Origin of the sequence: Spiroplasma endosymbiont of Danaus chrysippus (assembly GCF_902809815.1) — a bacterium.
Classification (GTDB): domain Bacteria; phylum Bacillota_I; class Bacilli_A; order Mycoplasmatales; family VBWQ01; genus Spiroplasma_E.
This window is the reverse complement of the sequence record NZ_CADDIL010000003.1, coordinates 211,889-224,983: the sequence shown is the minus strand read 5'-3', so window position 1 is coordinate 224,983 and position 13,095 is coordinate 211,889. Positions and strand designations below refer to the sequence as shown.

Genomic DNA, 13,095 nt, shown 5'->3' with positions numbered 1-13,095 from the left:
ATGGAATTTTCTTGATTAGCAATTAAAAATCATTTAAAAACACGTGATTGAAAATGATTAACTAAAATAATTTGTTTTTGTGCAATTATTATTCTAATTGTCACTGATCAAATGATAAAATTAGCAGTACAAAATGGAATAAAAGTTGGTGAAGAATATAAATTCATACCAGGATTTATTAATTTAAAATTTATTATTAATTATGGTTCTGCTTTTAGTTTTTTTCAAAATCAAAAAATCTTTCTAATAACTTTTGCTTTTCTAGTAGCAATTGCTATTAGCACCTGACTATTATTTACTAAATCTATTAACAGAGCACTAGGTCTCAGTTTTGTTATTGCAGGAACAATCGGTAATTTAACCGATAGATTTTTACATAATGGTGGTGTTATTGACTTTTTATTATGACAACTATTCCCACCATATACTATTTTTAATACTGCGGATATATTTATTACCATTGGTATCACAATTATTATTCTACAAATAATTATTGGAACCATAATTAATGCCTATCAAGAAAAGTTTGGAGAACACAATAATGAAGTCAACAACAGAACATTCACAACAATCATCAATGATAGAAAATCAAAAGATGATAAAACTAACATATCATGAAAACAAAAATATCCGCATCGACAAATATTTAGCAATGGTATTAACAGAACATCATTATTCACGAAATTTTATCCAAAATTTAATCACTAATGGGCAAGTAATAGTTAATAATAAAACTATTTCATCAGCTAACTTATTATTAAAAAATAATGATGAAATAAATATTATTATTAAAAATGAAAAAGAGAAAACTTTAAAAGCAACTGCAATTGATTTTGAAATAATTTATGAGGATAATGAAATTCTTGTTATTAACAAACCTAATAATTTGGTTGTCCACCCAGGAGCAGGTAATTGAGATAATACTTTAGTTAACGGATTATTATTCCAATCTAAAATTGAAAATATTGATGAAAATAATTTACGTCCAGGCATCGTTCATCGTATTGACAAACAAACGACAGGATTATTATTAGTAGCTAAAAATAAAATTAGTCATCATATTTTAGCAGAACAATTACAAAAACATGAAATTAAACGAATTTATATTGCATTAGTTCATGGTACAATTAAAGGTAGATCAGGAACCATTAAAGCGCCTATTGCTAGAAGCAATAATAATCGTCTAAAAATGATGGTCAATGAACAAAATAGTAAGAAAGCAACTACTCATTTTACAGTTATTGAGCGATTTAAAGACTATACTTTAGTTCAATGTCAATTAGAAACTGGTCGAACACACCAAATTCGTGTTCATTTTGAGTGAATTGAACATCCAATTGTAAATGACCCTTTATACAGCAAGTTTAAATTGGAAAATGCTAATATTGGACAATACTTACATGCTAAAGTCATTACTTTTACTCATCCCACAACTAAAAAAGTTATGACTTTTGAATGTAATTTACCTGATTTTTTTGAAAATAAATTACAATTATTACGAAAGGAAAGTGTTAAATAATGGATGATAATATTCTAGATATTTTAGGTTTACAATTAGTTGATTATTTTATTAGTCATCAAGATTATCGACCATTTAATGTTCCTAAAGAATTAAAACTACATGTTAAAGGTGAAGTATATCTAACTAATAAAGATAGTAATACTTATCATATCATTAAAATTATTAAAGAAAATAATTTTAATCCTCACCATTTAAAAAACAAAGATGAAGTTTATGAAATTTTACATAAACAATTAGCAGATGAAGGTGTTAAAGATATTCGTTATTTAATGGTTATTTTAAATGATGATAACCAAAACGAAAATCGAATGTCACCAGCGGTTGATGTTATTATTGCTACTAGTGACAAAATTGTTCAAGAATTATCTAAATTTTATCCTAGTATTACTAAATTTATTAAGGTAGACTTACCCCAACTTGAAACTGAAACCGAAAATAATGAAGAGACTAATAAAGATAATAGTACTGGAACTTTAAGTGATAATTGAAAAAAAGTTAATTTTCAAAACCGTCGTTACTTAAGCGAAACATTAAAAAAATGTACTAATGCTAATTTGTCAGTTACCTGATTTCTTTTTATAATTCCTATTATTACATTTGTTGTTTTTCTAGTAATTATAAATCTTAGTCAAGATGATTGATTAGCATTAGATTATAAACAACAACATTTGCTTTTTGGTGCCAATTATCATAACTTAATATTTGGTGCACATCAATATTGAAGATGATTAATTTATCCATTTGCTGGTAATGATATAAATCCTTCAACTCCTATTAATTTAATATTTTCACTTTGAATGTTTTATCGTGTTGGCAGATTTGTTGAAGGATTTTATGGATGATGAAAAGCAATTTTCATTTGAATTGGTGCAATGATTCTAACCGGTATTTTACAAAGTAGTGTTGTTGATAATATTAATATCATGTCAGGATTTTGAGTTTTTCCTGTAATTTCATTAGGAGCAATGTTACCTTTCATTTGAAATTATAAATTATTTAAAACTCCAATTATGAGTCGTTTCTTTACAACTATTTTATTAATGTTAATATTTTGATGATCTAGAACTGATGATCAACAAGCAGTGACATTATTATATTGAATGATTGCTTTTGTCACAGGATGATTATTTGCTTCTTTAATCGGATATCATAATCGTAAAATAACTGTGTATTATGCTTTTAGTCCAATTGCTATTGGTTTATTAGTATTATTTGCTGGTTTACTTTGGGGTTTAAATAATTATTATCCTGTTGATGATAATAATTATACTTTAGAAGTATTAAAACAATATCAAAAACTTGGTCTAATTAGTCAAAGTACTATTAATAGTATTATGCTTAATTACTTTCATATACAAGTATAAAAAAAGTGGGATTTTTCCTACTTTTTTTTATAAATAAAATTCTATATTTTTTTTAATGCATCAAATAAATACTTTTCTTCCTCTTTTGTAAGAAGATTAGTATTAATAACTATATGTCTACTATTAATATCAATAATTTTAAAATCTATAGCAATATATGAATAATTATTAAAATTAATTTTTAATCTTTCTGATCATTCAATTATCATAAAATTATTCATCATTATTTCATAATATTCTTCTAAATGAGGATTAATTAAACGATAAGCATCCATATGAATTAAATTTCATTCATATTTAGTTTGATACTTATTTCAAATAATAAAAGTTGGTGAATTAATAATATTTTTAACTCCAAGTAAATTACCAATTAATTTAGTAATTTGCGTTTTACCACTACCAAGCGGACCATTTAATAATAAAATTAAATTTGATTTAGCAATTTTAGCAATTATTTTGGCAAGAGTATTAGTGTCATCTAAATTTTTTAATATATATACATTTTTTTTCATAATAACCTCTTTGATAATTATTTTATACTTTACAAACTATTATACAAAATAATAACTTATTTTCTAAATTATTATTTTTCTTATTTAAAAGTTATTACTGCTCATATGTTTCTTTTTTAACTACTACTTTTTCTTTACTTTTTACAAAAAATCATTGATAAAGGTGGTTAGCCCTAAATACTGGACCACTTTTGGATAGACAGTTTTAAATTTTTATTTGTGAAATTGGTGGTTTTAGAAATTTAGAATGTATTCTTTCGTAATTATAAAACATAATATATTGGTTTACATCATTTATAGCTTCATTGAGAGAAAAATATTGATTTGAACCTTTAGGTAGTCATTCTTGAGATAAATGAGAAAAACAGTTTTCAGATATTACATTGCCACCAATATCATAAGGTTGTTTTTTGCTTAAAATTATTTGCTTATCAGCAGCTCAATTTGTGATGTCTTGACAATAAAATTCGTTGGCGTTATCTGAGTGTAAAATAACGTTTTTTACTTGGTTTCAAGAGAATTGTTGATTTATTTTTTCAAGTGCAGGAAGAATTAAATCTTGATAGGATTTGTTTGAACATGTATTATAGCTTACAATATTATTTGAATAAAAATCAATAATTACAAAAAGATATAATCAACCTTCTTTAGTATTTATTTGTTTAGTGTCCATTGATCAAATTTGATTTGAAGAGGTTGTACTTTTATAATCTTTGTTTACTTTATCCATTGTAGGTATTCACTTATTTGGATTTTTTTTGTTTTTAGGATAGTTATTTTTAGTTTGTTTTAATCCTTGAAGATTGTGATCTTTCATAATTTTTCGCATTTGTTTTGTTGATAATTCTAGATTTAAAATAATATGTTTGTATTGTTTTAATCATTCTTTAAATGCTGAAAAAATTCGTAAATAGCCATAAATTTGTCCTTTTCTTGTAAAATGAAATTCAAGTAAAAGTTGGCATAATTCTTGATATTTATGTGTACAATTACTAATTTGATTTTTTTCTTTTTTAATAGGGTTTTGTTTGTTTTTTACAAAATAATATGTTGATCGGTTTAGTTGAAGATGTTGGCAAAGATATCTAATTGAATATTGGTTTTTGCTATCATCAATAATTTGAATTTTTTGTTTGATATTTAACTTGTTAATTACTAATGCTATTTGTTTAATTTTATCCATTATTAAAAATCCTTTCATGTCAAAATTAGTGTTAATTGTATAACACAATTGTTTTTCGAATACATTCAAGTTTTTTTTAAATTAATGGTCTAGTAAAAAGGGCTAACCACCGATCTTTGGGTATTGATAATAAAAATTCTTTTATATTTTTCTTTCTTTTTATAAATCTAAATTTTATATCTTTAAACATATTTTCTTCCTTTTAAATTTATTTATTTATTTATGTTCACTATTGTATTATTCAATCGTAATTTTCCATAAATTGCCAATGTAAGTGCATCATTAACTTTATCTAGTTCACTCTCATTAATGAAAATACCATTAATACCATTTTCACCAATACTACCATCACCTTTACCAAAATAACTTAACTTTAAATCTAAATTCAAACTAGATAAATCAACAGCATAAAAATGTCATATTTTTATTGAAGTTTTATTAGCATAGTAACTACCAAGTCTATAAATACAATCAAATTTTAAGCTTCTAATATTAATTCCTGTCTCTTCTAAAATTTCATTCTTAACAGTTTCTAGTGATGATTTACCTAATTTACAACCACCTGTTAGAGTACTAAAAAATGATATCTTTTTATTTTCAAATAAAGGATTCTTTTCTTTCATTAATAAAAATCAATATTGATTGTATTTATATACAAAAGGTAAAACTGCAACTCCTTCATTATTACATCATGGTTCACTAACACCTGTCATAAAGCCATTAGTAATTAACTTTAAAAATTTGCCCATAATAAACCCCCTTTACTATAAGTAATATTATAACATTAACTTAAAATTCAATTTGAAATTTTATACTAACTAAAAATAAAATTTATCCCAAATATTAATGAAAAAAATCATAAATAATTCCCTACTAAGATAATAGTTAATATATAATTTATTTATTATATAAAAATAAATAGGAGGAACAATAATGATTTACACAATTAATAATTTATTTATTAATAGTAACGATAAAAATAAAAAAATACGAACACAAGTAACTGTTAACGGTTGGGTTCGTTCTAATCGAAATAGTAAAAAAGTTGGGTTTTTAGATTTAAACGATGGTTCTTCAATTAATAACTTACAAGTAGTATATGATCCAAATTTAGAAAATACTAACAATTTAACTAATGTTACTACTGGTAGTGCTGTTACTATTACTGGTAATTTAATTTTAACACCAAATGCGAAACAACCATTTGAACTAAAAGTAATTACTGCTACTGTCTACAACATATGCGCTAATGATTATCCAATCCAAAAAAAAGAACATACAAATGAATTTCTTCGTGAACATGCACACTTACGTGTTCGTACTAATACTTTCTTGTCATTATTTAGAATTCGTGATCAAGTATCATGATCTATTCATAAATTTTTCCATGATAATCAATTTATTTACCTACATAGTCCTCTTATTACAGCTAATGATGCTGAAGGTGCTAGTGAAAATTTTATTGTTACTACTATAACTAATGATAAATATGAAAAGGATTTTTTTGGGAAAAAAGCCTCATTAACTGTTAGTGGTCAGTTAAATGCTGAAGCCTACGCTCAATCTTTACAAAAAGTTTATACATTTGGACCAACATTTCGTGCTGAAAAATCTAATACTACACGTCATGCAGCAGAATTTTGAATGGTAGAACCAGAATTTACCTTTAGTAATCTACAAGATAATATTGTACTAGCCCAAAAACTAATAAAAACTGTTATTAGAGATGTTCTAAATAATTGTAATTCTGAATTAAAATTTTTAGAACAAAAACAAGAAACTAAAAATGAACAATCACTAATTGAAAAATTACAAAAAATTGTTGATTTTAAATCTGATTTTAAAGTTATTACTTATACAGAAGTAATTGAATTACTTTTAACTGCACAAAAAAAAGGAAAAAAATTTGAATTTAATGAAATTAAATGAGGAATTGATTTACAATCAGAACATGAAAGATATTTATGTGAAGAAATAACTAAACAGCCAACTTTTGTTATTAACTATCCACAAACCATCAAAGCTTTTTACATGAAACTTAATCCAATTGATAGTAATTATCCACAACAAAAAACAGTGGCAGCTATGGATTTATTAGTGCCAGGGATTGGTGAATTAATTGGTGGTTCTGTTCGTGAAGATAATTATGAACAATTACTAAAAAATAAAACCCAATTCAAAATTGAGGGTAATGATCTACAATGATATTTTGATTTAAGAAAATATGGATATGCACCAAGTGCTGGTTTTGGTTTAGGTCTAGAAAGATTTTTAATGTTTATTACTGGTATTAATAATATTAGAGATGTTATTCCTTTTCCTCGTACACCAAATAACTTATTATTCTAAAATAATAATATTTTAATAATATCTTTTTAAATTAAACTTATAATGTTATTTAAAACTCCTATTACTACATTAAAATCCAACATAATATATAATTAATTTAGTATTAAATAATTATTAATAAGTTAAAAAAAGAAAGGATATTTATATGCCAAAGTCATATGAAATTATAAAAACAATATTAAAAAATAATACTTTTAAATTAAAAAGTAAACGTTTAAATTTAGAAATAATGATTGATTATAATCAAAAAGATCTAATTAATGTTCAACACTCAATTTACAATGGTTCAAAAGCAACCATTTTTTCTAAAGAATTACAAGAATTTTTAAAAAATGCTTACCATAATGCAGTTGCATCTAAAAAATAGATATCCCATGAGTAATAACAGCAACTTTTAATTTACCAAATTCATCATATATAACTGAAATTAATGACTTAAAAAATAAAATTATTAAAGAAGGTATAACTATTAAAAATGATGAAACATACTTTGAAACTAAACTTTCTTTAAAAGAAATATGTGAAAATTTTAATATTGAAAATTCTAACATAAAAGAATTACTAAATGATTGCTTAAAATCCCAGATAATAATTTTGAAAAAATCAAACAACAAAGTAATTTAGATACTAAAGAAAACAAAACTTATAATTATCATTCTGTTCAATTATAAATTAATAATTTATAATTGATTTTTTACTTCTACAATTTTTACCCTATATGTTTCTTTAATACCTTTAATATCAACAATATCACCAACAACACAATTCATAATTGATACTGCTAATGGGCACTCATTAGAAATTAATCCTTCAAATGGATTACTTTCAATACTTCCAACAATTTTAAATTTTTCTTCTCAATCAGAAACAATTTTACCATCTTTAATTTTTACAATTGTTACTCAACTACCAACACGAACTGCTTTGATATTACTATTTTTACGTTGTTTTTGTTCTTCAAGAATAACAGCACTAGTAATAATCGTTTCAAGTTCTTGAATGCGTGCTTCATTTTTACCTTGCTCTTCACGCGCACTAGTATAATCAGCATTTTCTGATAAATCACCATCAGCCCTAGCTGCTTTTAATCGTTCTTTTATCGATTCACGTTCAACATTAATTCGTTTATATAATTCAGTTTTTAACTTTTCTAAACCTTGTTCTGAAATTATTATTTCTTTATTTTTGTTAATTTCGCTCATTAAATGCCTCCATTTTTATAATTTAATATTTTAAGAACATAAATAATTATATCATAAGGATAAATGGTTTTAAAAAAGTATTCAAAAGAATACTTTTTTAAAACCATTTACTTTATTAATTTTTCTTCTTTTAATAAAGAAATAATTTCTGTTTTAACTTCTTCAAGTTTTTTATCTTCTTCTTTCTCATCCATTTTTGTAATAATAAAAGCAATTTTACTAAAATTTTTTGCTTGTAAACCTAGAAAATTAAGAACTGACTTAGCTTTAACTTTAGTTTCATTTCCAGTAAGTTTTACTGGCTTCGTAATATCTGCATTATCAGGTAATTTAATGACTTCTACCTCAATATTTTTATACTTACTAATAGCAACAGCAATTTTGGCTATTGGTCGTGCATGTAAACCAATCTTTTTTTCATCATCAATTTGCACAGCATAAATAATACAATTCATTTTTTTCCTCCAAGATTTCTTAACAAGATTTCTTAAAAATTTGTATAATATAGTTTATTTATAACATATTTTTTATTTTTTAAAAAAAATATATAATTTAAATTTTTCTTATTAAAATAATGTCCTAATAAATATTCAATTTTTTACAAATAAATTTTAATTTTTTTTAAAATAAATAAATAAATATGGTATTATTTATTAGTTAAAACATTAATAAGGAGAAAATAACTATGGCAAGAAAATGTGCTTTAACTGGTATTGGTCCACTAGCTGGTAACAACCGTTCGCATGCGATGAACTCTTCTAGAAGAAAATGAAATCCAAACTTACAACCAGTAAAAATTGGTGGAAAAACTTTAATGATTAGTGCTCGTACTTTAAAAACTTTAAAGAAAAATAATGCTTTAGATAATAAAAAATAAACTTATTTTATCTTTTGAATTATATAAATAAAGAATACTAATAAAAGAAAGAAATACTTTTCTTTTATTTTTTATATTAAATTAAAAATATTAATAATATAGTCTAGAACCTACATTTTTTATAAAAATGAAATAATTTTTCTAGTTTTTATCAATTATATTGTTATAATACGTGTATGATAAAGAAAACTCTCAGTTGGGTGGATTTATATGCTAAAAAAAAGAATTTTGTCATTATTTTGATTAATCACAATGATTACTATTTTTATTGTAACTTTAGTTAGTCATAAACCCTATTTTATTATGGGCGGTTCAACTTCAGTAGCACCTTTAATGCATACATTAATGGAAGACTATCCCGATAATCATAAAGAAGCAGATTTTACTTATAACAGTTTAGGTTCAGATGCAGCAGTAATTCCCGTTAATAAAAATATGTTTGGTATTGGCTGACTTTCAAAAGAATATACAACTCCTAATAATAATTTAATTTCTTTTGTTTTATCAAAAGATGGCATGATTCTAGTTTATAATCTACCACAAGATTGCTTAGGTAATAATAAACCTCTAAATTTTACACAAGATAAAGTAAAAAAAATGTATTTATCTAAATCACCTATTTTCTGAAGAGATTTATTTCCACAAAATACTTCAGAACCAAATCAAGGTTGAATCAAACCAACTTGTGACCTCAAAATTTTACCTTATACTAGAGAAAATGGTTCAGGAACACGAGATGTTTTTAATGAAAAAGTTCTGGGTGATTCAAAAGCATATTATCCACAAGCAATAACCGTTAATTCAAGTACACAAATGTTTAATATGTCTAGTGGTGGTGTTGGTTATAGTTCATATTCAGATAAAAAACAATTAGATTCAAATAAACAATTCACTAATATTCATATTGCTAATTGAGAAAAAATTGCTCCAAGTTTAGATACCATTAAAAATGGTACTTATCAGTTATCACGACCATTTACAGGTTTAATAAATAAAAATTTTAAACAAATTAATACTTTAGTTAAATTTCTAAAATTCTTGTTTATTCCTGGCTATCCAGGTCATAACGAATACGTAGTTCCTGCTTTTTCAGAAGCTCAGTACGCACAATCAGCAGTACCATTAACTGACAAATTAAATCATGATTTAAATCAGTGATTAAACAATTTTCCATAAAGGAGTATTAATAAATGAAATCCAAATCTTTTAAAAAGTTTTGACATAAAATAACTTTTAATCATTTTAATAAAAATCATGATCCAAAAAATGTTTTTATTAGTGAACAAAAAAAACATACTTATGATCTGATTGCTAAAATTTGTGTACTGTCTATATCTTCATTAGCACTAATTGCCGCTTCATTATTAATTGGTTTTATTATTGGTCAAACATTTAGTAATATGAGTTTTCTAAATTGATTTAAAATGTTAGGAAATAGTAAATGATTACCTAGTGCTAATAGTTTTGGTATTATTGCCTTTATCGTTGCCACTTTTTGAGTTGCACTATTTTCAATGATACTTGCTATTCCTTTAAGCTTACTAACATCATTATTTATATGTGAATTTTTACCACCAAAATTAAAAAAAACAACATTAACTTTAGTAGAATTATTATCTGGTATTCCTTCAGTTGTTTTTGGTGCTTTTGGTTTAATGACCATTGGTCCTATTTTTGTAAAAATGGGAGCACCAACCAAAGAAAATATGATGACAGCAAGTTTTATTTTATCAATGATGGCATTACCAACAATTATTTCATTATCTGTTAATGCTATTACTAGAGTACCAAAATCTTATCTATATGCATCATTAGCACTAGGTATTAGCAGGACTGACACTAGTTTTAAAGTCATTTTTAAAGCGGCAAAAACCAAAATCATTGGTGCAATAATTTTTGGATTTGGAAGAGTCATCGGCGAAACAATGGCCGTTGTTATGATTGCTGGTAATAGTACTCTAACCCCAAATTTTGCACATGGTCCACTTGCATTTTTATTTAGTTCAATTTCTACTTTAGCGGGAGTAATTGGACTAGAAATTGGAGAAGCAGTTAGTTCTCAACAAATATCAGCATTATATGGAATTGGTTTATTTTTATTTATTATAGTTTCAATCATTAACTTTATTGTTTTAATAATTTATAAACGTAGTGATAAAAAAGCAAAAGGTCATAAAAAACCACGAAATTATAATTTAAAAAAAATAAATCTATCTGATAATCAACTAATGTTAACTATTAGTGAAAAAACTATTAAAAATCAAGGCTGAAAACACTTTAAAGACTATTTTCGATTATTCTTTATGGGGCTAGCTTGTTTTATTACTATGGGATTAATTATTTGAATTATTGGTGATATTATTATTAATGGTATCTTCAACATTAGCGGTAATGCTGGTAGTAGCGTTTTCAATTTTAATTTTGCAGCTTTAATTTGAACAACCGGTGATGAAGGTTACTTATCAATTATCACAATGACATGTTTATTGGTATTAACAACAATTACTATTGCTATGCCATTAGGTATTATTGGCGCAATTTATCTTCACGAATATGCCAAAAATGGTTGATTTCCTTCAATATTACGTTTTGTGCTAAATACCTTAGCTTCTACGCCATCAATTATCTTTGGTATGTTTGGATTTACTTTTTTTATTACTTTCTTACAAATAAGTTTCTCAGCAATTGCTGCTAGTTTAACATTAACAATTGTTATTTTACCACTTATTATTAGAGCAGTAGAAGATACATTAAAATCAGTACCTATTGAATACCGTGAAGCATCATTAGCACTAGGTGCTAGTAAATTTGAAACAATAAGAAAAGTAGTTATTCCGGCTGCCATTGGTGGCATTATTACTAGTATGATTTTATCAATGGGTAGAATTATTGGTGAATCAGCACCAGTTTATCTAACATTAGGAAGCACTGTTGCTTTTCCCAATAAAGGTTTCTTAAGTTCAGGACAAACTTTAACAACCCATATTTTATTAGTTAATAAAGAATCAAATGACCCTAATAAATTAGGAATGATGTACCAAACAGCACTAATAACAGTTATACTAATATTTATTTTAAATTTTATAGCAAAACATTTTGAAAAAAATTTAACAACAGGAATCGGGGTGAAAACAAAATGCTCAATTGAATTATTAAAAGAAAAAATGAAAGCAAGAAAGAATCAGCGAATAGCAATAAAAAAAGAAAAGTAAATGTGATTAAACCTTACTTTTTAAAAGTGAAAGATAAATTTAAGAAAAAACCAAATAACAAATCAAATAATTTATCAAATATAGAAAATATTCCAAAAAGTAATTATGTTTTTACTATTAAAAATTTAAATTTTTTCTATAATCATGGGAAAAAACAGGCTTTATTTAATATAAATTTAGAAATAAGTCGTAATCAAGTAACCGCTTTTATTGGACCAAGTGGTTGTGGCAAATCAACATTACTACGAACTTTAAATAGAATGAATGATTTAATTGATGGTGTTAAAATTAATGGACAAATATTATTTAATAATGAAGATATTTATGAAAATAAAAAAAATATTATTTCATTACGAACTAAAGTTGGAATGGTATTTCAAAAACCTAATCCCTTTCCAATGTCAATTTATGAAAATGTGGCATATGGCCCAAAAAATCAAGGTATTAAAAATAAAAAGATTCTAAATCAAATTGTCGAAGATGCTTTAAAAAAAGCAGCTTTATGAGATGAAGTTGCTCAACACTTATTTGATTCAGCATTATCATTATCAGGTGGCCAACAACAACGTTTATGCATTGCTCGTGCTATTGCCCTAAAACCAGAAGTACTATTAATGGATGAACCAACTTCAGCTCTAGATCCGATTGCCGCATCTAAAATTGAAGACTTAATGAATGATTTAAAATCAGACTTTACAATTATTGTTGTTACACATTCAATGCAACAAGCAGCACGAATTTCTGATAAAACTGCCTTTTTCTTAAATGGAGAAGTCATTGAATATAATAATACTAAAAAAATATTTTCACGACCAAAAGATAAAAGAACAGAAGATTATATTACCCGCAGATTTGGTTAAAAATATATATAATT

Annotated in this window: 14 protein-coding genes; 9 read left to right on the top strand and 5 right to left on the bottom strand. The window is 25.0% G+C overall.

Annotation, left to right across the window (positions count from 1 at the left end):
* Genes lspA through SPIRDC1_RS04875 form a run of 3 tightly spaced genes read left to right on the top strand, consistent with a single transcriptional unit; the run spans position 1 to position 2,886 of the window.
* Entirely contained in the window at positions 1-708 is a 708-nt protein-coding gene (gene lspA / locus SPIRDC1_RS04885) for a signal peptidase II (protein WP_174480804.1), read from the top strand.
* Positions 653-1,519, top strand: coding sequence for an RluA family pseudouridine synthase (locus SPIRDC1_RS04880; protein WP_233214983.1), 867 nt, complete (start codon positions 653-655; stop codon positions 1,517-1,519). The genes lspA and SPIRDC1_RS04880 overlap by 56 nt, the downstream gene beginning before the upstream one ends.
* The gene (locus SPIRDC1_RS04875; RefSeq protein ID WP_174480803.1) at positions 1,519-2,886 is read left to right on the top strand and encodes a rhomboid family intramembrane serine protease; all 1,368 of its coding nucleotides are present in this window, start codon (positions 1,519-1,521) and stop codon (positions 2,884-2,886) included. Before SPIRDC1_RS04880 ends, SPIRDC1_RS04875 begins: the two co-directional genes overlap by 1 nt.
* Before the next feature lie 41 nt (positions 2,887-2,927).
* On the opposite strand, the gene tsaE is transcribed toward SPIRDC1_RS04875, so the two are convergent.
* From tsaE to SPIRDC1_RS04860, 3 genes are all read right to left on the bottom strand, one after another.
* The gene (gene tsaE, locus SPIRDC1_RS04870) at positions 2,928-3,398 is read right to left on the bottom strand and encodes a tRNA (adenosine(37)-N6)-threonylcarbamoyltransferase complex ATPase subunit type 1 TsaE (protein ID WP_174480802.1); all 471 of its coding nucleotides are present in this window, start codon (positions 3,396-3,398) and stop codon (positions 2,928-2,930) included.
* Between the two features lie 205 nt (positions 3,399-3,603).
* Positions 3,604-4,599 carry an IS3 family transposase gene (locus tag SPIRDC1_RS04865; protein WP_174480801.1) on the bottom strand — a complete coding sequence of 332 codons (996 nt, stop codon included), beginning with the start codon at positions 4,597-4,599 and terminating at the stop codon, positions 3,604-3,606.
* A 194-nt stretch (positions 4,600-4,793) separates the two neighbouring features.
* Positions 4,794-5,330 (bottom strand): NUDIX hydrolase, encoded by a 537-nt coding sequence (locus tag SPIRDC1_RS04860; protein ID WP_174480800.1) that lies wholly within the window; start codon positions 5,328-5,330, stop codon positions 4,794-4,796.
* A gap of 181 nt (positions 5,331-5,511) precedes the next feature.
* Here SPIRDC1_RS04860 and asnS point away from each other — a divergent pair, with 181 nt between their 5' ends.
* Both asnS and SPIRDC1_RS04850 read left to right on the top strand, forming a co-directional pair.
* A complete protein-coding gene (gene asnS / locus SPIRDC1_RS04855; protein WP_438363301.1) occupies positions 5,512-6,930 on the top strand; it encodes an asparagine--tRNA ligase in 1,419 nt (472 codons plus the stop codon).
* Positions 6,931-7,075: 145 nt separating this feature from the next.
* The gene (locus SPIRDC1_RS04850) at positions 7,076-7,297 is read left to right on the top strand and encodes a hypothetical protein (RefSeq protein ID WP_174480798.1); all 222 of its coding nucleotides are present in this window, start codon (positions 7,076-7,078) and stop codon (positions 7,295-7,297) included.
* Between the two features lie 313 nt (positions 7,298-7,610).
* Here SPIRDC1_RS04850 and greA read toward each other — a convergent pair whose 3' ends face one another.
* Together greA and SPIRDC1_RS04840 are read right to left on the bottom strand one after the other, a co-directional pair.
* A complete protein-coding gene (gene greA / locus SPIRDC1_RS04845; RefSeq protein WP_174480797.1) occupies positions 7,611-8,132 on the bottom strand; it encodes a transcription elongation factor GreA in 522 nt (173 codons plus the stop codon).
* Between the two features lie 107 nt (positions 8,133-8,239).
* Positions 8,240-8,587, bottom strand: coding sequence for an HPr family phosphocarrier protein (locus SPIRDC1_RS04840; RefSeq protein WP_174480796.1), 348 nt, complete (start codon positions 8,585-8,587; stop codon positions 8,240-8,242).
* Between the two features lie 230 nt (positions 8,588-8,817).
* Between SPIRDC1_RS04840 and rpmB the strand changes: the two genes are divergently transcribed.
* The 4 genes from rpmB to pstB all read left to right on the top strand — a co-directional run bounded on the left by rpmB (position 8,818) and on the right by pstB (position 13,081).
* Positions 8,818-9,009 (top strand): 50S ribosomal protein L28, encoded by a 192-nt coding sequence (gene rpmB, locus SPIRDC1_RS04835; protein ID WP_174480795.1) that lies wholly within the window; start codon positions 8,818-8,820, stop codon positions 9,007-9,009.
* Positions 9,010-9,219: 210 nt separating this feature from the next.
* Positions 9,220-10,185 (top strand): PstS family phosphate ABC transporter substrate-binding protein, encoded by a 966-nt coding sequence (locus tag SPIRDC1_RS04830; protein WP_174480794.1) that lies wholly within the window; start codon positions 9,220-9,222, stop codon positions 10,183-10,185.
* Between the two features lie 14 nt (positions 10,186-10,199).
* A complete protein-coding gene (gene pstA / locus SPIRDC1_RS04825) occupies positions 10,200-12,221 on the top strand; it encodes a phosphate ABC transporter permease PstA (RefSeq protein WP_174480793.1) in 2,022 nt (673 codons plus the stop codon).
* Entirely contained in the window at positions 12,146-13,081 is a 936-nt protein-coding gene (gene pstB / locus SPIRDC1_RS04820; RefSeq protein ID WP_174480792.1) for a phosphate ABC transporter ATP-binding protein PstB, read from the top strand. The genes pstA and pstB overlap by 76 nt, the downstream gene beginning before the upstream one ends.
* Positions 13,082-13,095: the final 14 nt, after the last annotated feature.